This is a genomic window from Pantoea sp. A4, assembly GCF_000295955.2.
Taxonomy (GTDB): Bacteria; Pseudomonadota; Gammaproteobacteria; order Enterobacterales; family Enterobacteriaceae; genus Pantoea; species Pantoea multigeneris.
This window is the reverse complement of sequence record NZ_ALXE01000026.1, coordinates 115,987-139,779: the sequence shown is the minus strand read 5'-3', so window position 1 is coordinate 139,779 and position 23,793 is coordinate 115,987. Positions and strand designations below refer to the sequence as shown.

Below are 23,793 nucleotides of genomic sequence, written 5' to 3'. Positions count from 1 at the left end.
GCATCCGCACAGCACGGTTAAGCGAGAACCTCTCTGTGAAAAAATGGCGTCTCTTTCCTCGATCCCTACGTCAGCTGGTGTTGATGGCCTTTCTGCTGGTGTTATTGCCGCTGTTAGTGCTGGCCTGGCAGGCGTGGGAAAGCCTCTCGGCACTCAGCGATCAGGCGGCTGATACCAACCGCAATACCTTCACCGATGTGCGGCGCAGCGAAGCAATGGCGCGCACGGCGCTGGAACTGGAGCGCAGCTACCGTCAGTACTGTGTGCTGGGTGATGAAACGCTGGCAAAGCTCTACCAGACTCAGCAAATCCGTTACAGCCAGATGCTGAGCACCCACAGCGCCAGCTTGCCGGAGCTCAAAGCATTTGCGGTGTTACAGCAAACCCTGCCGCAACTGGCACAGCTGCACTGTGAAAACGGCAACCCAGGCGGTGAGGCCGCAGAGGCGCTGGATAAATTCTCCGCCACCAACACCCAGATGGTGCAGGAAACGCGTGATGTGGTGTTCTCCCGTGGCTTGCAGTTGCAACGTGAAATTGCCGATCGCGGTCAGTTCTTTGGCTGGCAGGCGTTGATCCTGTTTGTCATCAGCCTGTGTCTGGTGTTGCTGTTTACCGGAATGATTATCGGCCCGGTCAAACAAGTCGAACGGATGATCAACCGTCTGGGAGAGGGGAAAGCCATTGGGCAAAACAGCCGTTTTCGTGGCCCGAGAGAGCTTCGTTCGCTGGCACAGCGCATCATTTGGCTGAGCGAACGCCTGGCCTGGCTGGAAACCCAGCGGCATGAGTTTTTGCGCCACCTGTCCCATGAGCTGAAAACCCCGCTCGCCAGCCTGCGCGAAGGCACGGAACTGCTGGCGGATGAAGTGGTGGGGAGCCTTAATGGCGAGCAGAAAGAGGTCGTCACGATTCTGGATAACAGTAGCCGCCACCTGCAACAGCTGATTGAACAGCTGCTGGAGTACAACCGTAAACTGATGGATGGGCCGATCAGCCTGCAAACCATCAATCTCGATGAACTGCTGGAAGAGGTGATTCGCGCCCACGCTTTGCCAGCGCGCAGTAAACAGATGCAAACCCACATCGATTTCGCCGCCAGCCACTGTCTGGCAGAGCCTACGCTATTAATGCGGGTACTGGATAATCTCTACTCTAACGCCGTGAACTATGGGGCTGAATCCGGTAACATCTGGCTGCGTAGCCAACTATCAGGCAACAAAGTATCGATTGAAGTGGCCAACAGTGGCACCCCGATCCCCGTGACCGAGCGCGATATGATTTTCGAGCCCTTTTATCAGGGAAGTCAGCAGCGCAAAGGGCCGGTAAAGGGCAGTGGCCTTGGGTTAAGCATTGCGCGTGACTGTCTGCGGCATATGCAGGGCGACCTGAAACTGGTTGACTGTAAAGACGCCGATGTCTGTTTTCGTATTGAATTAAACGCCACAGCCGGAAAACCCTGACGAATGAGAATGGTCATGCCCCTATTGCTGAGCGCTTTGCTGCTCAGCGCTTGCAGTACGACTAAGGTGCCTTCGGTTGCCAGCGATAGCCACAAAGTGGCCGAACCGGTATTACAGCTGCCCGACTACCTCGCCACTGATTGCCGGGATGTCTGGCACATTGAAGCCGCCTCGGCGATGAGCAATCCCCTTTACTGGTTAAGAGCGATTGACTGCGCTGACCGTCTGTCGCCGGCAGATGCGCGGGCGGAAGCCCACGGCTGGCCAGTAGAGAGCTGGTCCCGCGCCTTTAAGCAGGGCATTTTATTAGCGAATGGCAATGTCACACCGCCCGAACGGCGCGATTTTGTCAACGCACTCGACAGCTACAGCACCGAATTCCCCAGCCAGGTTCGGCCGTTAATCCAACTCTGGCGCAGCCAGCAGGCCGCACAGCTAGAGCTAAGCGAAACCCGTACCCGGGCGTTTAAGCTGCAACAGGGCAGTGACGGGCAGCTGGAGCAGCTACAACAGCAGTTGAGCCAGTCACGCCAAGCGCAGGCAGAGACGCAGCGTAAGCTGCAACGGCTGGCTGACATTGAACGTCAGCTCTCATCCCGTAAATCACCGGATGCCAGTGACAGCACGCACGCAGCCCATGAGGAGCCATAAAGTGAAACACTCGGCACGTCTGTTACTGGTGGATGACGATCCTGGGCTACTCAAACTGCTGGGCATGCGACTGAGCAGTGAGGGGTTTCAGGTAGCGACGGCGGCCTCAGGGCCAGAAGCACTGCGGCTGATCGCCCGGGATCGTGTTGATCTGGTGATCAGCGATCTGCGCATGGATGAAATGGATGGGCTGGCGCTGTTTGCTGAAATTCAGCAGCGCCATGCAGGACTCCCTGTAATCATTCTCACCGCGCATGGTTCGATCCCGGATGCGGTGGCTGCAACGCAACAAGGGGTGTTCAGCTTCCTGACCAAGCCGGTAGACCGCGATGCACTGTATAAGGCGATTGATGAAGCCTTATCCCTGCGAGCACCGCAAAATGACGATCGCTGGCGTGCTGCAATTGTCACGCGCAGCCCGCAGATGTTGCGGCTGTTGGAACAGGCGCACATGGTGGCGCAATCGGATGTCAGCATCCTGATTAACGGGCAAAGCGGAACCGGCAAAGAAGTGCTGGCACAGGCGATTCATGCCGCCAGCCCGCGCGCGGCTCAGCCTTTTATTGCCATTAACTGTGGGGCGCTGCCGGAACAACTTCTTGAATCAGAACTGTTTGGTCATGCGCGTGGCGCGTTTACCGGCGCGGTCAGCGCGAGGGAAGGGCTGTTCCAGGCCGCCGAAGGGGGCACCTTATTCCTCGACGAGATTGGCGACATGCCACAAAGTTTGCAGGTAAAACTGCTACGCGTGTTGCAGGAGCGTAAAGTGCGCCCGCTGGGCAGCAATCAGGACTGTGATATCAACGTCCGGATTATCAGTGCGACCCACCGTGACTTGCCCAAAGCCATGGAAAAAAAGCAGTTCCGTGAAGATCTCTATTACCGGCTTAACGTGGTTAACCTGCGCATTCCGGCCTTGCATGAGCGTACGGAAGATATTCCGCTGCTGGCTAACCATTTACTGCGTCAGGCTGCGGAAAAGCATAAGCCGTTTGTACGCAGTATCTCCGCCGATGCGATGAAAAGACTGATTTCCGCCAGTTGGCCGGGCAACGTCCGTCAGCTGGTGAACGTGATTGAGCAGTGTGTGGCCTTAAGTTCCTCTCCGGTGATTGGGGATGCGCTGGTCTCGCAGGCGTTGGCAGAAGAGAACAGTGCATTGCCGACGTTTGTTGAGGCACGTAACCAGTTCGAGCTGAACTATTTACGCAAGCTGCTGCAAATCACCAAAGGTAATGTCACACATGCGGCGCGTCTGGCTGGACGAAACCGTACGGAGTTTTATAAGCTGCTGTCACGCCATGAGCTAGACGCCAGCGACTTTAAAGATTAGGCTGCAACGCTGCCAAACACACTTATACTTATTCGGAACCCCATCCGGGCACGGAGGGAGCGAGAAAAGGGTCTGTCATGAAAAAGATCGATGCAATTATCAAACCGTTCAAGCTGGATGATGTGCGCGAAGCACTTGCTGAAGTAGGCATCACCGGTATGACCGTTACCGAAGTGAAAGGTTTTGGTCGCCAGAAAGGCCACACTGAGCTGTATCGCGGTGCGGAGTACATGGTCGACTTTCTGCCAAAAGTAAAAATCGAAATGGTAGTGGGTGATGACATCGTAGACACCTGCGTTGAAACTATCATGAAAACTGCGCAGACCGGCAAAATCGGTGACGGTAAGATCTTTGTCTTTGATGTCGCTCGTGTGGTGCGTATCCGTACCGGCGAAGAAGATGAAGAGGCGATCTAAAGCCTTCGCCCGCAGCTGCCAGGCTGCGGGCGGCTCAGTTACACCACTTTATGTGGACCAAACACTTCGTAGTGAATGCGTTCTGCTGCCACGCCAGCATCACGCAACTGACCGGCAACAAACTGCATAAACCCTAGCGGTCCGCACAGATAGAACTGCTGATTTTCACCGGCAATGGCTGCGGAAACCTGACTTAAATCCATCAATCCTTGCTGATCAAACCGACCTGAGTCGTTGATTTCCGGTGTGCGATACCAGATGTGCTGGCTAAAGTGGGCCAGATTTTTTCCGGCTTGTGTCACTTCCGCCGCGAAGGCATGTTGCTGCCCATTTTCGCTGGCATGTAACCAGGTTACCGGGGCGGCATGGTGCTGTGACGCCAGCTGATGCAGCATGGCCAGCATCGGGGTTTGTCCAACGCCAGCGGAGATCAGCGCGACGGGAGTTTGAGCATCCACATCAAGGAAAAAGTCGCCGTGCGGCGCAGCCAGCTCAACTACATCACCCACTTTTGCCTGTTCATGCAGCCAGCCAGACACCGTGCCCGCAGACTCATGTTTAACCGCAATGCGGTAGTTGCGCCCATTCGGCGTGGCCGTCAATGAATACTGGCGGATCTGGCGGTTCGCCATGCCTTCTGCCTGCACATACAAAGAAAGGTACTGACCTGGACGATAATCGACCACAGCCGCACCGTCTACCGGCGTCAGTTCGATGCTCTTAATCACGCTGCTCTGATCGGTAATCGCACTGATGCGGAATTCGCGTGTCCCGCGCCAGCCGCCGTTTGCCGTTTCAGACTGATGATAGATGCTCTCTTCGCGCTGAATGAACACATCGGCCAGCACACCATAAGCACGGCCCCATGCTGCCAGCACTTCTTCGCCGGGGTCCATCAGTTCCTGAATGGTTGCCAGTAAGTGTTCACCCACCACCGCATATTGCTCAGGCTTGATATTCAGGCTGGTGTGCTTCTGGGCAATTTTTTCAACCGCAGGCAATAACACCGCCAGGTTCTCAAGGTTACTGGCATACGCGGCGATGGCATTGAACAACGCTTCACGTTGATCGCCATTGCGCTGATTGCTCATGTTGAACACATTTTTCAGCTCAGGGTGATGTGACAGCAAACGATCATAAAAATGGCGAGTCAGCTCCGGTCCAACCGCCGCAACGGCAGGCAGGGTGGATTTTACGGTGGCAATAGTTTGAGCATCTAACATCGGCGTATCCTGTTTTTTAAACATGTATTTTAAATGCATGTTATGCCTGTCGCATTGGGTTGTAAATAACCGGATAGTTAGCAAGGGGACAAAAGCGGCAACTTTTACGGCCACTGAAAGCAAAAAAAGGCGGTTCCATCGGGGGAAATACCATGAAATTCAGGGCGGGAAAAAAAGGATGAAACCCGCGTGGCGAAAGGGTGCCAATCGTTTGCGCAAAAAGAGTGTCAGGGTGCTACCTTCACTGCCCAAAACGGTTTACACTGTGTGCCTTCGCCCTCGCGGGCCATTATTACCGTTACAGAAAGTTAGCTGAGTCAGGAGATCCGGATGTTAAAGCGTGATATGAACATTGCCGATTATGATGCCGAGTTGTGGCAGGCGATGGAGCAGGAGAAAGTGCGTCAGGAAGAGCACATTGAACTGATTGCTTCAGAAAACTACACCAGCCCGCGTGTAATGCAGGCGCAAGGTTCACAGCTCACCAACAAATACGCGGAAGGGTATCCGGGCAAACGCTACTACGGCGGCTGTGAGTATGTTGATATTGTTGAGCAACTGGCTATCGACCGTGCAAAAGCGCTGTTCGGTGCTGACTTTGCTAACGTGCAGCCACACTCTGGTTCACAGGCTAACTTCGCGGTTTACACCTCACTGCTGGAGCCGGGCGACACCATTCTGGGTATGAACCTGGCACACGGCGGCCACCTGACTCACGGTTCTCCGGTAAACCTGTCTGGTAAGCTGTACAACTTCATCCCTTACGGCATTGATGAAACCGGCAAAATTAACTACGACGAACTGGCTGAGCTGGCAAAAACTCATCAGCCTAAAATGATCGTTGGCGGCTTCTCTGCATACTCAGGCAAAGTTGACTGGGCAAAAATGCGTGAAATCGCAGACAGCGTAGGCGCTTACCTGTTCGTTGATATGGCACACGTAGCGGGCCTGGTTGCGGCAGACGTTTACCCGAACCCAGTTCCACACGCACACGTTGTCACCTCTACCACCCACAAAACCCTGGCGGGTCCACGTGGCGGCCTGATCCTGGCACAAGGTGGTACTGAAGAGTTTTACAAGAAGCTGAACTCTGCGGTGTTCCCAGGCGGCCAGGGCGGCCCACTGATGCACGTGATCGCAGGTAAAGCTGTTGCCTTCAAAGAAGCGCTGGAACCTGAGTTCAAAACTTTCCAGCAGCAGGTGACTGTGAATGCGAAAGCGATGGTAGAAGTGCTGCTGGCACGTGGCTACGACATCGTTTCTGGTGGCACTGAAAACCACCTGTTCCTGATTGACCTGGTCAGCAAAGGTCTGACCGGTAAAGATGCTGATGCTGCCCTGGGCCGCGCCTACATCACCGTGAACAAGAACAGCGTTCCAAACGATCCTAAGAGCCCGTTCGTCACCTCTGGTGTGCGTATCGGTACGCCAGCCGTTACCCGTCGTGGCTTCAAAGAAGCTGACGTACGTGAACTGGCTGGCTGGATCGCTGACGTGTTGGACAACATCAATGACGAAGCGATCATCGAAAGCACCAAGCAGAAAGTACTGGCAATCTGTGCTCGTCTGCCAGTGTATGCCTGATAACTGCTGACGTTTGCCTGAATGAAAAGCCTCGCTAAGCGAGGCTTTTTTTTATGCGCCGGATATAGAGATCTTCATGAAACTCTCTGATGCTGGCTTTAATGGTTTCAGCTCCAGGAAGGTCGGTACGATTGGGTAAAGAGGCCAGAATCATGGCTAATTGTTTAGCGTCATCAATGGTAAAAAACTCACCGTTTACTTTTTCTGCAATGATATCTTTCGGGCCACCACAATCCGATGAGATGCAGTAAATTCCTCGGGACATTGCTTCAACTAATACCATGCCAAAACCTTCAAAACGGGAGGTTAATACCAGGCAGCTTATTTCATTAATCTGCTTCTCAATATAATCCCAAGGCTCTTCCTGCCATCCATGCCATGTGATGTTATTATCTATACCCCATTCTGTTGCTTTATTTTGGCATGTCACTTTGTCTTTCCCATCGCCAATAACGTCCAGAGACCATGGGATACATAATAATCGCAATGCTTCAAAAAGTGTTTTTAATCTTTTTTCTTCTTCATAGAGTATCCGACCAACATACAAAATTTTGAGTTTTTTTGGCCTTCCAATTGTGATCTCTGATGGCTTAACAAAATTATATATCAGGTCGATGTCATTTTTTCGTGCACCCAACGCGATTAACTGTGTAGCGACTTCATTACTAATGGCTAAATGACGATGGGCCATAGTCAGGTAGCCCGGTCTATATTTCAAGTTTGGTGGGCTATGCATCCATGAATACAGGGTGATATTCAGGCATGACATCTTAATTGCCCATCCTGCGATATGACACTCTCTGGTGCCTAACGCTATTAATATATCAGGTCGGTTTTTTTTAATAAATAAAGCCAGTTTTACAATGTGGAAATAACAATTCAGTTTTTGATTCTTGCTTATTTTTTTACTGTAGTAGCATTCCAGGTTGTTAATCCATGTGTTTGACGTCGGCTTTTCACCATTGTGGAAAAAGTAGAGTGAGCTATTAAATTCTGGATCTTCATTAAGGGTATTGATAAAAAAGCGGGTTACATTTTCTAAACCACCATGCCCTGATCTGACCTCTGAAAGCACCAGCACACGTTTGATATTTTTCATTTTTTATTTCACCTATGATTAGCAGAGAAATTGTACGTTTTTTTTCTCTTCTCAAAGCTAAGCCAGGTCTTGTTTTTGTCTGTTAAAGAGTTAGCGTCTTTTTATTTTAAATATTCTTTTATTTTATTTACCTTTCTGACAAAGTAGCTGCTCCATCGTCGGAGGGATAATGATACTCAAATCAGCAAGATGGCTCGGTCTGAGCTACTTCACCTACTTTTTTTGCTACGGCATTTATTTACCTTTCTGGAGTGTCTGGCTCAAGGGCAGCGGACTGGATGCGGAGAAAATTGGCCTGCTGCTCGGCTGCGGCATGGTGGCGCGGTTTGTGGGGAGCCTGCTGCTCTCCTCCCAGGTAAAAAATCCTTCACAACTGATTACTGTCCTGCGGGCACTGGCGTTGATGACCTGCCTGTTCGCCGTGGGGTATTGGATCGGTCAGCAGTGGTTATGGCTGCTGCTGGTAATGGTCGGTTTCAACCTGTTTTTCTCACCGCTGGTGCCGTTGACCGATGCATTAGCCGCGACCTGGACCCAGCAAATCGGCCTGGTGTATGGCCCGGTGCGCCTGTGGGGATCGCTGGCATTTGTCATTAGCTCAGCACTCACCGGAATGCTGGTCAGCGCGTACTCCTCGCAGGCGATTCTGGTGTTATTAAGCGCTGGGTTATTAGCGATGCTGGCGGGCATGTTGATACCGCCCGCAACCAAACCCCAGGGGGAGGAACGGCAAAGCGGTGCGGTGGGCTGGCAAGCCTGGCGTGAACTGCTACGGGAGAGTGCGGTCAGGCGCTTTATGCTTTGTGTCACCCTGATGCAGGGCGCCCATGCGGCATACTATGGCTTTAGCGCCATCTGGTGGCAGGAGCAGGGCTACTCCGCGACGGTAGTGGGCTACCTTTGGTCACTGGGCGTGGTGGCTGAGATTGTGATTTTTGCCCTGAGCCACCGGCTGTTTCGTCGTTGGACCGCACGTGACTTACTGCTCCTCTCTGCCGTCTGCGCACTGATTCGCTGGACATTACTGGGTTCAAGCAGCGCACTGCCGTTGTTGATTGTGGCGCAGATTCTCCATTGCGGAAGTTTCACCGTGTGCCATCTGGCGGCGATGCGATTTATCTCATCACGTCAGGGTGCTCAGGTTATTCGTTTGCAATCACTCTATTCGGCGCTGGCAATGGGCGGTGGGATTGCGGTGATGACCATGATTTGCGGCGTCCTGTTTACCCATCTACAAGGCCATCTGTTCTGGGTCATGGCATTGGTGGTACTGCCAGCGCTGTTTTTACGACCGCGCGTAGCCAGAATCCAGTAACTGGCGGATGTGCATTTGCTGTTCATCCGTCAGCGGCACTTGTGCCAGGATCAGCGGCGGCGAGTAGAGCGGCAGTGACGTCATATAGGGCGTCACCACCAAATCTATCTCATCGGGCGCGCCCTGTTGCTGGAAATCACCGAGATCCTGGTAGCGCAGGGTAAACGGCAGTAAAGTGATGTCGCGAATCTGCCTTTCCAGCGCCCGCTCCGCTTCCGCGTCCTCGTGCGTGAGTAACAGGACCTGCTTTTCCTGCAAGGCGTTATCCTGCATCAGCCAGGCACCAAAAATCACTGCGACCAGGCTAACTTCCTCTTCACTTAAAGTGACCTGATAGCCAGCTTCAAAGGCCTGTAATGCCACCTGGGTGGTACGCAGTAATCGGGGGTAAAGCTGTGCCACATCTAATGCCACGCTGTTATCAATGCCAATCGCAAAGTAGCTACGATCCAGTGCCTGCGCCAGGTGGGTATAGAGCTGTTGACGAAGTTCACCGCGCTGCTTAAACAGCGTTCCCGCTTCCTGCTCAAAGTGTGCTATCAGCCGGGTTACCGCCTGCCGCAGTCGCACACCGCACGGGTGTTGCAGTGAATCGGGGCCGGGAGCGTGCATCAACGCAAACAGCAGCGTGCCGAAATCGGTTTCACCCTCACCAGGTACCAGGTGGCTGCGTTTCTGCCAGTGACGTACCACATCTTCAGCGGCATTACGCTCGGGTTTTTGTGCCAGCCACTGCTGCTGCGCCGCGCTAAACAGCGGGGTGTGGCGCTGGCACAGGACAAACTTGAAATAGAGTTGCAGAAACACCTGGTCCCGCTCGTTAAATTCCCGCCCCAGCCGCAGCTCGCAATGGTGAATTAATGCCTGCAAATTGGTGTCGTCATACAGCGCTTTTTCCACTTTTAACAGCTTCAGACGCTGGCGTAATGGGGTACTAAACGCCTGGCAAACAAACTCCCGCGACAGGCGTAGCGCACGTCGTAAAGCATGGATCAGGCATATCCGGCGGTTAAGCTCAGTGCCATGAATGCGCAGGCTGCCATCCACCATCTGATGTAGCTCCAGTTGGTAAAAGCGCTGTATTTCTTCGCCCACGGCAACAATATCCTCACGCGCAACACCGGTATCAACTCTGTTGATTTGGCAGAGTTTTTCCGGGGTGAGAACGGGAGCGGGCAGAAACAACAGTAACAACAGATGGCAACGGCGCTGGGAACGGGTGAAGAGCGGTGAGGCACTCATCAAGGCGAAGTATCCAGCAGGTCGATTTGTGCTAAGAATAGCCAGGGTGCTGAAATACCGCATTAACCGTCTGGTTTTTTATGCCGGGCTTTAATCCGGGTCACATTTTTTGTTACGTTAGGCGCCTTTCTGCTTCGCTGGCGGTTCAATAACATGATGAATAAGATTTTACTGGCTCTGCTGATGTTCACTCCCGTTGCCTGGGCGCATCCGCACAGTTTCATCGATATGCAAACCGAACTGGTGAGCAAGGACAATCATTTTTCCGGATTGAAAATGACCTGGACGATGGATGAGATTACCTCGGCAGACCTGCTGTATGACGCGGGCGATGCTAAACCCGGATCGGTGGTGTGGAAGAAACTGGCGGCAGGCGTGATGGCGCGGGTGCTAGGGCAGCACTACTTCTCTGAAATCTGGCAGAATGGCCAACGGGTAAAATTCCACGATTTGCCGAGTGAATATAACCTGTCACGCCAGGGGGCGAAAGCGGTGCTGGAGTTTATCTTACCGTTGGCGGAGCCGCCTTCGTTACAAGGGGCGCAGCGCTTTCAAATCCTGACTTACGATCCCAGCTACTTTGTCGATATGTACTACGACAATGTCAAAGCACTTACGCTGCCTGCCGATCTCCAAGCGCGTTGCAGTTTTGATCTCCATACGCCAAAACCCAATGACTCGCTGAAGCAATATGCCTTATCACTGGATAAAGCAGATGCGCCACCGGAGACCATGGATCTTGGCCGCCAGTTTGCTCAGACGGTAACCCTGACATGTCATTAATTAACGTTATTCCCATCACGCGGCGCTACTGGCCGGTGACGCTGTTCCTGCTGCTGTTACTGCTCTCGGGTATTGCGCTGTGGTATTTCTGGACGCCCCTGCTGATGCAGACCATTGTCTGGCAGGCACAGCTTAACCGCGAAATGACGCAACTGCTCCAGCGCGTTGCAGAACATCCGCATCAGGCGGGCGTTACGCTGATGCTGTTTAGCCTGGTGTATGGGGTCTTACATGCGATGGGGCCAGGGCATGGCAAAGTGGTCATCTCCACTTTTCTTGCGACGCATCCCGCACGGCTAAAAACCAGCCTGAAGTTAACACTGCTTGCTGCGCTGGTGCAGGGTGGCGTTGCCATTGTGCTGGTGACCGTGATGTTGGTGCTGCTGAAAACGTCTTCCCGCCAGCTACATCTGAGTAGCTACTGGTTAGAGAAGGGCAGCTATTTGCTGATCGCGGCGCTGGGGGTATGGGTTTCAGTGCGTGCGTTACGTAGCTTAAAAACGTTGCTCCAGCCGCCGCCAAAACTCACCATCCATAGCCTGCGTCCGGTGCATCAGCATGATGCAAACTGCGGTTGCGGCCACGCTCACTTACCGAGTGCTGAACAAATTGCGCAGGCGGTCAGCTGGAAGACCCAACTGTTGCTGGTGTTCTCCATGGGACTGCGTCCCTGTTCCGGTGCCATCATGATGCTGCTGTTCGCCAAAGTGATTGGCGTTTACTGGTGGGGCGTGGCGTCAGCGGCGATTATGGCGCTGGGAACGGCGGTGACGGTGTCTGCGGTTGGGTTGCTGGTCCATCGCTCGCGGGCTTTAGCGCAACGTCTCGGGCAGCGTAGTGAAGGGCAGGGCGCAAAATGGCTACTGCCGCTGTCCGGATTACTCGGTGGCATTATTCTGCTGGTGGCGGCATTTATTCTGTGGCAAAGCGCCACGCCGGGAATCGGTGGCGGGATCAGTCCGCTGGGCATTTAAGCGGTTAACGGCACAAAAAAAAGCCCGCCTGCTCATGACGAGCGGGCGGGCTTTTTCATTCCTGAGGAGATTAACGCTTCAGCGCATCGCTCAGTTCATCACGCATAGAGGCCAGCATAGCTTTAACCACACGTGGGTTACCGGCAACGATGTTACCAGACATCATGTAGCTGTGACCGCCAGTGAAATCAGTCACCAGGCCGCCAGCTTCACGCACCAGCAGATCGCCTGCGGCGAAGTCCCACGGCTTCAGGCCAATTTCGAAGTAGCCATCGACGCGGCCAGCGGCTACATACGCCAGATCCAGCGCGGCAGAACCGGTGCGACGGAAATCAGCACACTCAGTGAACAGTTTGCCAACCACATTGATGTAGCTGGTGGCGTGCTGTTTCAGTTTGAACGGGAAACCGGTAGCGATGATGGTGCCATCGAGATCGCGAGCAACGCTGCCACGCAGACGGAAACCATTGAGCTGTGCGCCCTGACCACGTACGGCAGTGAACAGTTCGTTGCGCATTGGGTCATAAACCACAGCCACTTCGGTGCGGCCCTTGATGCGGACAGCAATAGAAACAGAGAAGTGTGGCAGGCGTTTAATAAAGTTGGTGGTGCCATCCAGTGGATCGATTACCCATTGAATATCCTGATCTTCACCTGACAGGTCGCCGCTCTCTTCCGTTACAATCGAGTGTTTTGGATAAGATTTACGGATCACTTCAATGATCAGACGTTCTGCGTCACGGTCAACATTCGTTACGAAGTCGTTGCTGCCTTTCTGGCTGGCTTCGACAGCGTCCGGGGTTTCATAATTCTTGGCAATTAAATTTCCGGCCTTGCGCGCTGCGCGCACGGCGATGTTGAGCATCGGATGCATCGGTATCTCTCACTGGATGTTAAAGAACGGGGGAAACAAACGGCGCGGAGTATAACAGCGCGTTCGGTAAATGTCCTGCTTTTATGTTAGCATCGCGCCACAAATTTCTGACAACAACTCCTCACTATGCTGCAAAACATTCGAATCGTGCTGGTGGAAACCTCTCACACCGGCAACATGGGCTCCGTCGCCCGTGCTATGAAAACCATGGGCTTAACTAACCTTTACCTTGTGAATCCGTTGGTTAAACCAGACTCCCAGGCCATCTCTCTCGCGGCAGGTGCCAGCGATGTGATTGGTGAAGCCAAAATTGTTGATACGCTGGATGAAGCCATTGCAGGTTGTGCATTGGTGGTTGGCACCAGTGCTCGCTCTCGTACACTGCCGTGGCCGATGCTGGATGGCCGCGAATGTGGTGTGAAAAGCGTAGAGGAGGCTGCACAGGCTCCGGTTGCTCTGGTATTTGGTCGTGAGCGCGTCGGTCTGACCAATGACGAACTGCAAAAATGTCATTACCACGTCGCCATTCAGGCTAACCCGGACTACAGCTCGCTGAACCTGGCGATGGCCGTACAGGTGATTGCCTACGAAGTGCGTATGGCATGGTTGCAGTCGCAGGAGCAGGGCGAGAAGAAGCCCGCCTTTGACGAAACCCCTTATCCATTGGTGGACGATCTGGAGCGCTTCTACCAGCATATGGAACAGATGATGTTAAAAAGTGGTTTCATTCGTGAAGGAACTCCAAGCCAGGTCATGAGCAAACTGCGCCGTTTATTCACCCGTTCGCGCCCGGAAAGAGACGAGCTGAACATCCTGCGCGGCATGTTATCGTCGTTTGAAAAGCGTAAAGGCAGCGATAAAGAGTAGGAAATCAGAGGGTTAATACCTGAGTAAACCGCTCGGTTAAATACTTGAGTAAATTAGTCAGATAAATAGTTGACCAAATTACTCAGGAATGACAAACTGCAGCCATCTGTTTACAAATGAAACCCTCCGATAACCGGACGCTGACCGAGGCCGTATGCTATGAGACTGACATCCAAAGGACGTTATGCTGTAACCGCTATGCTTGATGTTGCACTTCACTCGCACGAGGGACCGGTGCCGTTAGCAGATATCTCTGAGCGTCAGGGCATTTCGTTATCTTATCTGGAGCAGTTATTCTCACGTTTACGTAAACACGAGCTGGTTGCCAGCGTACGTGGTCCAGGCGGTGGTTACCTGCTGGGTAAAGACTCTGCCGCCATCGCGGTGGGTGAAGTGATCACCGCTGTCGATGAATCAGTTGATGCCACCAAATGCCAGGGCAAAGAAGGCTGCCAGGGCGGCGAGCGCTGCCTGACTCACGTGCTGTGGCGTGACCTGAGCGTGCGTATCAGCGAATTCCTGAACAACATCACGTTGGCTGAACTGGTGAATAACCAGGAGATCCTGGATGTGGCCGATCGTCAGAATATGAATGACAACCGTCGTTTCCAGAACAATCGCGTTCACGAAATCAACGTCAATCTGCGCGCCTCTTAATCACCTCTTGCTTTGCGGCCTTTCCTGCTAAATACGGGAAAGGCCGAATCATGCTATAAAGACGTATGCATTCAGATACGGAGCTTTAGCGCAATGAAATTACCGATTTACCTGGATTACGCCGCCACCACGCCGGCCGATCCGCGTGTGGCCAGCAAAATGATGCAGTTTCTCACGCTGGATGGCACCTTCGGTAATCCAGCTTCGCGCGGGCACCGTTTTGGCTGGCAAGCAGAAGAGGCGGTTGACGTTGCGCGTAACCAAATCGCTGAGTTGCTCAATGCCGACCCCCGCGAAATCGTCTTTACTTCCGGTGCCACCGAATCTGACAACCTTGCCATTAAAGGTGCCGCACATTTTCACCGCGCTCGCGGTAATCACATCATCACCAGCCAGATCGAACACAAAGCGGTACTCGATAGCTGCCAGCAGCTCGAACGTGAAGGGTTTGACGTCACCTATTTAGCACCAGAGGCGGACGGCACGATTTCAACTGCCGCAGTCGAAGCGGCATTACGCGCCGATACCATTCTGGTTTCCCTGATGCACGTTAACAACGAAACCGGCGTGATCCACGATATTGTGGCGACCGGGGAACTGTGTCGTGCGCGCGCAATCTTATTCCATGTTGATGCGACGCAGAGTGTCGGTAAGTTGCCGGTCGACCTCGGCGTTTTGCCGGTTGATCTGATGTCGTTCTCCGCCCATAAAATCTATGGACCGAAAGGGATCGGCGGGCTGTTCGTACGCCGTAATCCGAAAGTGTCTCTTGAGGCGCAGATCCACGGTGGCGGCCATGAACGCGGTATGCGTTCCGGCACGCTGGCCGTGCATCAGATTGTTGGCATGGGCGAAGCCTTTCAGATTGCCCGTGAAGAGCAAAGCGCTGAAATGGCAAGGCTGGCACAGCTACGCTCGCGCCTGTGGCAGGGATTAAGCCAACTGAAAGGCGTCTCTCTCAACGGGAATTTTGAACAGAGCGCGGCCAACATCCTCAATGTCAGTTTTGCCGATGTTGACGGCGAATCACTGATCATGATGCTGAAAGACCTGGCACTGTCGAGCGGGTCGGCCTGTACATCCGCCAGCCTTGAGCCTTCCTATGTCCTGCGGGCGATGGGCGTCAGTGATGCACTGGCTTACAGTGCGTTGCGTTTCTCTTTGGGGCGTTTTACCACCGAAGAGCAAATTGATTATGCCGTAGCCCTGGTACAAAAATCGGTCACTCGCTTACGTGAGCTGAACCGCGCGCAATAACCCGATTTGGCTGGAAAAAACCATAAAATCTACGGAGCCACGCGATGACAACTGAATCAATGAACATCACCCTCAGCACCCAGCCTGCCGATGCGCGCTGGGGCGAAAAAGCCCTACTGAGCAGCAATGAAACAGGTTTCACGCTGCATTTAACCGACAATGACGCCAACGGTCGCATTCAGCGCGCTGCGCGTAAACTGGATGGGCAAGGGATCCGTCATGTCACCCTGAGCGGTGAAGGCTGGGACCTGGAGAAGTGCTGGGCCTTCTGGCAGGGCTATCGCTCACCAAAGGGCAAGCGTCAGGTTAACTGGCCGACCCTGAACGACGCCGATCAAGCCGAATTTGACCGCCGCTGGCAGGCGATTAACTGGGTGCGTGACACCATCAATCAGCCTTCTGATGTGCTCGGTCCGGAAGAGCTGGCGCACAGCGCCATTGACCTGATCACCGCTGTTGGCGGCGAGAACGCGAGCTATCGCATCACGAAAGGCGAAGATCTGCGTGAACAAGGCTACCTGGGTATCCATACCGTTGGGCGCGGTTCAAGCCGTCCGCCAGTGTTCCTGGCGCTGGACTTCAACCCTACTGGCGATGAAAATGCGCCGGTTTATGCTTGTCTGGTGGGTAAAGGCATCACCTTTGATACCGGCGGTTACAGCCTGAAGCAGAGCAGCTTTATGGATTCCATGAAGTCTGACATGGGCGGTGCTGCGACGGTGACTGGCGCACTGGCCCTAGCGATCTCGCGTGGCCTGGACCGTCGAGTGAAACTCTACCTGTGCTGTGCCGATAACATGGTGAGCGGTAACGCCTTCAAACTGGGCGATATCATCCATTATCGTAACGGTAAGTCGGTAGAAGTGATGAACACCGATGCAGAAGGTCGCCTGGTACTGGCAGATGCGTTAATTGACGCCAGCGAGCAGAACCCAACGCTGCTGATCGACGCTGCTACATTGACCGGCGCGGCGAAAACAGCCCTCGGCAATGATTATCACGCCCTGTTTACCTTCGATGACGTGTTAGCACAGTCGTTGCTGGGCAGCGCGACCAGTGAGAACGAGCCTTTCTGGCGTCTGCCACTGGCAGAATTCCATCGCAGCCATCTGCCTTCCAACTTTGCCGATCTCAACAACATCGCCAGCCCGGCACACAGTGCAGGGGCCAGCACCGCTGCGGCATTCCTCTCGCACTTCGTCAGCAAATACCAACAGGGCTGGCTGCACATTGACTGTTCTGCGACCTACCGTAAAGGTGCGGTGGATCAGTGGTCTGCGGGTGCTACCGGTCTGGGCGTGCGTACGCTGGCTAACCTGTTGTTGAAATAAGGCTAAGCGGAACCGAGCATGAGTAATCGTCTGGAAGAAGTATTAGCGCTAGCGGCCACGGAACCGGCACACCGCCCGGAGTTTTTCCAGCTGCTGCTGGAATCAGATGCCTGGGTGCCGGGTGAATCCACCAGCCTGACGCTGGATGCCGCCACCCCGGTGGATCTGCAGCACTGGGAAAAAGAGGATGGTAGCAGTGTGATTCCCTTCTTCTCTTCGCTGGAAGCAATGGGTGAAGCCATCAGCCAGGAGCAGGGTTATCTGCGCCTGCCGGTGCGCACCTTGTTTGAGATGACGCAGGGCCAGGCCCTGTTTCTAAACCCTAAGTTGCCGGTCGGGAAAGAGTTTTCGCCGGGAGAAATTGCACACCTGCTAGGAGAAGAGGGCAGCGCCCTGAGCCAGCAAACCGTGCTGGAAGGCGGGCAGGCGCTGTTGTTGTCTGAGGTGGCCGAACCGCCAGCACAGATGATCGATTCGTTGACGCAGTTGTTCAGTAAATACAAGCAGGTGCGTCGTGCTTTTGTTGCCAGTATTCGTGAAAGCGCCGATCAGCCCGCCAACCTGCTGATTGGCATTGAAGCGGATAGCGATATCGATGCGATTATTCAGGCGGCAGGCAGCGTCGCTACGGATACGCTGGCAGAAGATGAACCGATTGATTTGTGCGAGATACGTCTGGACGATAAGGGCGTGAGCCACTTCTTTACTGCCCACCTCACGCCGTTCTATGAGCGTCGCTGGGGCAGTTTCATGCGCGACTTTAAAGGCAGCCAGCGCATTATCTGATTGCGGTGCGGCGTTGGCCGCACCTGCTTTAATCAGGGAGCAATCGGTAAATCTTTGCGGCTACCCCACTCGCCCCAGGAGCCGTCATACAGGCTCACCTGGCGCGCACCCAGCGCGGTCAGCGCCAGAATCACTACCACGGCGGTCACACCGGAACCGCAACTCGCCACGACCGGTTGCGTAATATCAACACCGGCATCGCTAAACAGTTGGTGCAGTTCCCCATCGGCTTTCAGTTGGCCGTTCTCCACCAGGCTATTCCACGGCACGTTAAAACTGTTGGGAATATGGCCACGCAGCAGCCCCGGACGCGGTTCATCAACCTCGGCATTAAACCGGTTAGCCGCGCGGGCATCAATAATCTGCGCACCGCCTTCATGGCTAATCAGCAGCACATCATTCAGGCTCTTGATAGGGCTGATTTCTGGCTGGCTCGCCTCAAACTCCGCTTGCTCAAGCGCCACCGGACCGGTAGCCAGTGGCATACTCGCTGCCTTCCACGCGGCGAGCCCGCCCGCCAAAATTGACACCTGATCAACACCGAAATAGCGCAGCATCCACCAGGCGCGCGGTGCCGAGAACAGATTGCCTTCGTCGTAGACCACCAGATGTTTTTCGCTGCTGACGCCCAGTTCACGCATCGCCACGGCGAAACGCTCCGGACGCGGCATCATATGTGGGTAGGGGGAGTTGTGGTCGGAAAGGGCTTCAATATCAAAGAAAGGTGCATCGGCCAGATGCGCTGCCAGATACTCCGCCTGAATATCCCGCACTTTCTCCTGCCCTGGCGGCAGCATTCGGGCATCAAGGATCTGCAAATTTTCATCTGCGGCGTGTTCTTGTAACCATTCGACAGAGACAAACAGGGGCGTGGTCATGACAACCTCTTGATCAGATATATTTCCCCCAGTCTCCAGAATTGGAACGCGCATCTCAAGGGAATCATTGCTTAAATGCCGTAGTTGATGTGAAATTAAGCAGTTTTCACAATCACACTTCATGTATTGGGTGGCTTTAAAGCCAGGGAGAAACCATGAACATGCCACATAGAAAGTGGTGGTCCGGCATGCTGCTGGGCTGCACGCTATTCGGCGCTGCGCCAGCGCTACTACAATCAGCCTCTGCTGCTACAGCGCCTGCGGTTAGCGTGAATAAGCCGCTGACCATTATCGATCTCTCTGAATTACAGCTGGATGGAGCGGCAGCACTGGTCCTGACATTCAGCACACCGTTGGATGCACAGCAGGATTTCAGTCGTTACGTTCAGCTCACCGATGATGAACGAGGCAAAGTCGATGGCGGCTGGGAGCTTTCCAGCAACGGCAAAACTCTGCGTTTTCGTCATCCCGATCCGGCACGCAAATTTACCGTGCAGGTTGAAGCTGGATTAAAAGCCGCTGATGGCAACCTGCTGGCACAGCGCTTCAGCCAGAAAATTGAGACCCGGGATATTCAGCCCATGGTGGGCTTTGCCAGCCGTGGCTCGCTCTTGCCGCTGCGCCTGACGCAGGGGCTGCCGGTGTTGGCTTTGAATGTACCAAATGTCGATGTCGATTTCTTCCGCGTGCGCGGTGCTGCTCTGGCCGATTTCCTTGCGCAGTGGGGCTACAGCAACAACCTCTCGACCTGGGCCTCACAAGGTTTGCTGAAAAATGCTGATCTGGTTTACAGCGGCCGCTTTGATCTCAACCCGGCGCGCAATACGCGTGAGAAGCTGCAACTGCCATTGACAGATATCGCGGCGTTGAAACAGCCGGGGGTTTACCTCGCGGTAATGAAACAGGCGGGAACCTACAATTACAGCCTGCCTGCCACACTGTTCACCCTGAGCGACATCGGCCTGTCGCTGCATAACTTCCCCACCCAGCTTGAACTGTTTAGCCAAAGCCTCGCCAGCGGTGCGCCGCTGCAAGGGGTCAATATCCAGTTACTGGATGCCAAAGGGCAGCAGTTAGAGAGCGGAAGCACGGGCAGTAATGGCCATCTGCGCTTAGCACAGCAAGCGAAAGGCAAGCTGCTGCTGGCAACACAAGGCGATCAAACCTCACTGATTGATCTCAGCCGGCCAGCGCTGGATCTGGCAGAATTTGCCGTCACCGGCCCGCAGGGTTTTGATAAGCAGTTATTTATGTTTGGCCCACGCGATCTTTATCGCCCGGGTGAAACCGTCATCGTTAATGCCTTATTGCGTGACGCCGATGGCAAACCCTTGCCCGCTCAGCCGGTAAAAGCCGAAATTGTCCAGCCTAACGGCGAGGTCTATCGCACCTTTGTCTGGCAGCCCGATCAGGATCTCTATCAACAGCGCTTTGTGTTGCCAGAAGCGGCGATGACCGGTGACTGGAATCTGCGGGTGAATACCGGCGACAACCTGCCAAGGCTGTGGACTTTCCACGTTGAAGATTTCTTGCCAGAGCGTATGGCACTGACGTTAAAAAGCAGTGAGGTGCCGTTAGAGCCGAAAGAGGATGTGGATTTTGCGGTGAGCGGCCGTTATCTCTACGGTGCGCCAGCCGCCGGTAACAGCCTACAGGGGTTACTGTTCTTGCGTCCGGCGCGTGAAGCGGTGGCGAACTTGCCTGGCTACCAGTTTGGCGATATCAACGAGCAGGGGCTGAAACGTACGCTGGATGAAGTCGACACCAAACTTGATGCGCAGGGCAACGCACAGCTCGCAGTGGAGAGCCAGTGGGGGGATGTGCATTCACCGCTGAATCTTACGTTACAGGCCAGCCTGCTGGAAACGGGAGGGCGTCCGGTAACGCGCCGCGTGACTCAGGCTATCTGGCCTGCCACGGCACTGCCCGGTATTCGCCCCTTGTTCGACAGTGCGGCCATCTATGATTACCGCAGCGACAGCTACCACGATGAACCGACGGTCCCGGAGAACAGCCTTGCGGAGTTCGATGTGGTTTACGCCAATAGTCAGGGAGAAAAACTGGCCGCAACGGATCTGCAAGTGCGGTTAATTCATGAACGCCGTGACTACTACTGGAGCTTCTCGGACAGCGAAGGCTGGCAGTCACGCTTTGACCAAAAAGACCTGACCGAAGATGAGCAGAAGATTACCATCCCGGCGGGCGGCAGCACCAAAGTCAGCTTCCCGGTGGAGTGGGGCAGCTACCGTCTTGAGGTACAGTCAGGGGAGAAGATCGTCAGCAGCGTGCGTTTCTCCGCAGGCTACAGCTGGCAGGATAACACCAACGGTACTGGCGCATTACGCCCGGACCAGGTCAAGCTGAAACTGGACAAAGCTAACTACCAACCGGGCGACACGGCTCAGGTGCAGATTGAAGCCCCGACGGCGGGCAAAGGCTACCTGATGGTGGAGTCCAGTAGCGGAACGCTTTGGTATCAGCCCATTACGCTGCCCGCTGGCGGCAGCACCATCGCGGTGCCGATCGACAGCAGCTGGCACCGTCACGATCTCTACCTGAGTGCGATTGTGATCCGTGAAGGGGATAAAACCAGTGGTATGACGCCAAAACGTGCCGTTGGGCTGTTACATCTTCCGATGAGCAGCGAAGCCCGCAGGCTGACACTGGCGCTGGACGCACCGGAAAAAATCCGTCCCGAACAGACCGTGAAAATCAAGGTTAAGGCCAGCCGCAGTGGTGGCACATTGCCACAGCATATCAACGTGCTGCTCTCTGCCGTTGACAGCGGCGTGCTCAATATCACGGAGTATAAAACCCCAGATCCGTGGGAAGCCTTTTTTGGGCGTAAACGTTACAACGCCGATCAGTATGACGTTTACGGACAGCTGATTGAGGGCGGTGGGCGTCTGGCCGCGCTGCGTTTCGGCGGTGATGGCGATGCAGATGCAATCACGCGCGGCGGTAAAGCCCCGGTCACGCATGCCCGCATTGTGGCGCAACAGCTACAGTCGGTTAGCCTCGATGCCAACGGCGAAGGCACGCTGGAATTACCGGTTCCAGCCTTTAACGGTGAACTCCGCCTGATGGCGCAGGCATGGAGTGACGATACCTTTGGCGTGGCCGAGCGCAAAATGGTGGTTGCCGCACCGCTGGTCAGTGAACTGGCGACCCCACGCTTCCTCGCCGCAGGCGATAGCGCAACCCTGGCGCTGGATCTCTCCAACCTGACCGACCTGCCACAAACGCTGAAAGTGGAGGTTAACGCCAGCGGATTAATCGCACTGACGGGTGCCGCCAGCCAGAGTGTGACGTTGGCAAAAGGGGCGCGTACCACTTTGCAAATCCCGGTTAAAGCACAAAACGGTTTTGGTGAGGGTGAGGTACAGGTAAGTGTCAGTGGCCTTAATCTGCCGGGTGAAAAAGTGAATCCCAGCAAGCAGAGTTGGAAAATCGGGGTGCGCCCAGCCTGGCCTGCACAGACGTTGAGCTTTGACGCGGTGATTGACGCCAATAAGCCTTGGTCGGTGCCAGCCGCGGCATTTAACGGCCTGGAAACCACCAGCCTGACGGGCAAGCTGGCGCTAAGCAACCGGCCACCGCTGAACATCGCCAGCTATATCAAAGCGCTGTATGCCTATCCTTACGGCTGTCTGGAACAGACCGCCAGCGGGATCTGGCCGTCGGTCTTTACCGATCATGCACAGCTAAGCGCGATGGGGATTAAAAGCGGCAGCGATGCGTCTCGTCGGGCGGCGGTTGATACCGGGATTGCGCGCCTTGCCGGTATGCAGCGTAGTAACGGGAGCTTTGGCCTGTGGAGTAATGAAAGTGAGGAAGAGTTCTGGTTGACGCCATACGTCACCGACTTCCTGCTGAGTGCCAGCCAGGCGGGTTACAGTATCCCGGATGGGGTGATCAGTCAGGCCGACAGCCGTATGCTGCGCTACTTGCAGGAGCCCACACAGATTGATACGCAGAATGGCGACAATGCCGATGCTTATCGTTTCAGTGTGCAGGCCTACGCCGGTTTAGTGCTGGCTCGCCAGCAGCAGGCTCCGCTAGGTGCTCTCCGTGTGCTGTATGACAAACGCGACAAGGCGAAATCCGGTCTGGCGCTGATGCAGCTGGGCGTGGCGCTCAAGCTAATGGGCGACGAACCGCGAGCGCAAGCCGCGTTGGCGCAGGGAGCTAGCTTCGAACGTCCTGAAAACCTGTGGCTGGGTGACTATGGCAGCCCGGTGCGCGACCAGGCTTTAATGATCGCGCTGCTGGCGGAAAACCATTTGCTGCCAGACGTGCAAAATCAGCTGCTGTTTAGCCTCAGCAAACAGCTGCATGGCAAACAGTGGTTCTCCACTCAGGAGAACAATGCGCTGTTCCTCGCTGCCCGGACGTTACAAACCGGCAGTGGCGAAGCCTGGCAGGCAACGCTGGCGGGGCGCGAACAGCCCATTAGCGCGGAGGCGGTAGCATCGGTTGGGCTCAATGGGGATCGCCTGTTACAGGGGATCAGTGTGGCGAGTCAGGGGCAGAAACCGCTGTATGGCGATCTCACCGTGGTGGGCTATCCGAATACGCCTCCGCCAGCACAAAGTCAGGTATTGAAAATCAGCCGTGAGATGTTCGATCTCAAAGGTAAACCGGTCAATTTTGCCGATCTAAAAAGCGGTGAACTGGTGGTGGTACGCCTGAAAGTGTCGGCGGATCGTCGAGTGGCGGATGCGCTGGTGGTGGATATGCTGCCTGCGGGACTGGAGCTGGAAAACCAGAACCTGTCTGACAGCAGCGCCAGCCTGGGTGACAGTGCGGATGCCTTGCAGGAGAGCCTTGGGGATATGCAACAGGTCGACATCAAGCATCTTGAATTCCGCGACGATCGATTTGTGGCGGCCCTGGTGGTGGATGAGTATCGTCCTGCTACGCTGCTTTACCTGGCGCGTGCAGTGACACCGGGCACCTATCACGTACCGCCTCCGCAGGTAGAGTCGATGTATGCGCCAGAGTGGCGTGCGACTGGGACAACACCGGAGTGGCTGCATGTACGTTAATACGACTTCGCA

At 54.7% G+C, this 23,793-nt stretch carries 19 protein-coding genes; 14 read left to right on the top strand and 5 right to left on the bottom strand.

What is annotated here, in order from left to right:
* Positions 1-35: 35 nt before the first annotated feature.
* The 4 genes from B880_RS0112700 (at position 36) to glnB (ending at position 3,863) form a co-directional block, all read left to right on the top strand.
* Positions 36-1,463, top strand: coding sequence for a sensor histidine kinase (locus B880_RS0112700; RefSeq protein WP_026042623.1), 1,428 nt, complete (start codon positions 36-38; stop codon positions 1,461-1,463).
* Between the two features lie 3 nt (positions 1,464-1,466).
* Positions 1,467-2,114 (top strand): two-component system QseEF-associated lipoprotein QseG, encoded by a 648-nt coding sequence (gene qseG, locus B880_RS0112695; RefSeq protein ID WP_026042622.1) that lies wholly within the window; start codon positions 1,467-1,469, stop codon positions 2,112-2,114.
* Entirely contained in the window at positions 2,101-3,447 is a 1,347-nt protein-coding gene (gene glrR / locus B880_RS0112690) for a two-component system response regulator GlrR (protein WP_036645935.1), read from the top strand. Before qseG ends, glrR begins: the two co-directional genes overlap by 14 nt.
* A 77-nt stretch (positions 3,448-3,524) precedes the next feature.
* Positions 3,525-3,863: a nitrogen regulatory protein P-II gene (gene glnB, locus B880_RS0112685; RefSeq protein ID WP_017347796.1), complete on the top strand. Its 339-nt coding sequence runs from the start codon at positions 3,525-3,527 to the stop codon at positions 3,861-3,863.
* 38 nt (positions 3,864-3,901) lie between these two features.
* Here the strand turns inward: glnB and hmpA are convergent, their stop codons facing one another.
* Entirely contained in the window at positions 3,902-5,086 is a 1,185-nt protein-coding gene (gene hmpA, locus B880_RS0112680; RefSeq protein ID WP_036645949.1) for an NO-inducible flavohemoprotein, read from the bottom strand.
* A 330-nt stretch (positions 5,087-5,416) separates the two neighbouring features.
* On the opposite strand from hmpA, the gene glyA reads away from it, so the two are divergent.
* Positions 5,417-6,670, top strand: a complete 1,254-nt coding sequence (glyA, locus tag B880_RS0112675) for a serine hydroxymethyltransferase (protein WP_017347794.1) — start codon at positions 5,417-5,419, stop codon at positions 6,668-6,670.
* Positions 6,671-6,704: 34 nt separating this feature from the next.
* On the opposite strand, the gene B880_RS0112670 is transcribed toward glyA, so the two are convergent.
* Positions 6,705-7,769: a glycosyltransferase gene (locus B880_RS0112670; protein ID WP_017347793.1), complete on the bottom strand. Its 1,065-nt coding sequence runs from the start codon at positions 7,767-7,769 to the stop codon at positions 6,705-6,707.
* Positions 7,770-7,938: 169 nt separating this feature from the next.
* Between B880_RS0112670 and B880_RS0112665 the strand changes: the two genes are divergently transcribed.
* The gene (locus B880_RS0112665; RefSeq protein WP_017347792.1) at positions 7,939-9,084 is read left to right on the top strand and encodes a 3-phenylpropionate MFS transporter; all 1,146 of its coding nucleotides are present in this window, start codon (positions 7,939-7,941) and stop codon (positions 9,082-9,084) included.
* Here B880_RS0112665 and csiE read toward each other — a convergent pair.
* Positions 9,055-10,326: a stationary phase inducible protein CsiE gene (csiE, locus tag B880_RS0112660; protein ID WP_017347791.1), complete on the bottom strand. Its 1,272-nt coding sequence runs from the start codon at positions 10,324-10,326 to the stop codon at positions 9,055-9,057. The two genes, B880_RS0112665 and csiE, sit on opposite strands and share 30 nt — an antisense overlap.
* Positions 10,327-10,482: 156 nt before the next feature.
* Here csiE and B880_RS0112655 point away from each other — a divergent pair, with 156 nt between their 5' ends.
* Positions 10,483-11,109 carry a DUF1007 family protein gene (locus tag B880_RS0112655; RefSeq protein ID WP_026042619.1) on the top strand — a complete coding sequence of 209 codons (627 nt, stop codon included), beginning with the start codon at positions 10,483-10,485 and terminating at the stop codon, positions 11,107-11,109.
* Positions 11,100-12,083, top strand: coding sequence for a nickel/cobalt transporter (locus tag B880_RS0112650; protein WP_017347789.1), 984 nt, complete (start codon positions 11,100-11,102; stop codon positions 12,081-12,083). Before B880_RS0112655 ends, B880_RS0112650 begins: the two co-directional genes overlap by 10 nt.
* 70 nt (positions 12,084-12,153) lie before the next feature.
* Here the strand turns inward: B880_RS0112650 and suhB are convergent, their stop codons facing one another.
* The gene (suhB, locus tag B880_RS0112645) at positions 12,154-12,957 is read right to left on the bottom strand and encodes an inositol-1-monophosphatase (protein WP_017347788.1); all 804 of its coding nucleotides are present in this window, start codon (positions 12,955-12,957) and stop codon (positions 12,154-12,156) included.
* 126 nt (positions 12,958-13,083) lie between these two features.
* Between suhB and trmJ the strand changes: the two genes are divergently transcribed.
* From trmJ to sseB, 5 genes are all read left to right on the top strand, one after another.
* A complete protein-coding gene (trmJ, locus tag B880_RS0112640) occupies positions 13,084-13,824 on the top strand; it encodes a tRNA (cytosine(32)/uridine(32)-2'-O)-methyltransferase TrmJ (RefSeq protein WP_017347787.1) in 741 nt (246 codons plus the stop codon).
* 159 nt (positions 13,825-13,983) lie between these two features.
* Entirely contained in the window at positions 13,984-14,481 is a 498-nt protein-coding gene (gene iscR, locus B880_RS0112635; RefSeq protein WP_026042618.1) for a Fe-S cluster assembly transcriptional regulator IscR, read from the top strand.
* A 93-nt stretch (positions 14,482-14,574) separates the two neighbouring features.
* Entirely contained in the window at positions 14,575-15,738 is a 1,164-nt protein-coding gene (locus tag B880_RS0112630; protein ID WP_017347785.1) for an IscS subfamily cysteine desulfurase, read from the top strand.
* Positions 15,739-15,782: 44 nt separating this feature from the next.
* On the top strand, positions 15,783-17,069 hold the full coding sequence (pepB, locus tag B880_RS0112625; RefSeq protein WP_017347784.1) for an aminopeptidase PepB: 1,287 nt from the start codon (positions 15,783-15,785) through the stop codon (positions 17,067-17,069).
* Between the two features lie 18 nt (positions 17,070-17,087).
* Positions 17,088-17,855, top strand: a complete 768-nt coding sequence (gene sseB / locus B880_RS0112620) for an enhanced serine sensitivity protein SseB (RefSeq protein WP_017347783.1) — start codon at positions 17,088-17,090, stop codon at positions 17,853-17,855.
* Positions 17,856-17,887: 32 nt separating this feature from the next.
* Here sseB and sseA read toward each other — a convergent pair whose 3' ends face one another.
* Positions 17,888-18,733 carry a 3-mercaptopyruvate sulfurtransferase gene (sseA, locus tag B880_RS0112615; protein WP_017347782.1) on the bottom strand — a complete coding sequence of 282 codons (846 nt, stop codon included), beginning with the start codon at positions 18,731-18,733 and terminating at the stop codon, positions 17,888-17,890.
* Positions 18,734-18,921: 188 nt separating this feature from the next.
* On the opposite strand from sseA, the gene B880_RS0112610 reads away from it, so the two are divergent.
* Positions 18,922-23,781 carry an alpha-2-macroglobulin family protein gene (locus B880_RS0112610; protein ID WP_017347781.1) on the top strand — a complete coding sequence of 1,620 codons (4,860 nt, stop codon included), beginning with the start codon at positions 18,922-18,924 and terminating at the stop codon, positions 23,779-23,781.
* Positions 23,782-23,793: the final 12 nt, after the last annotated feature.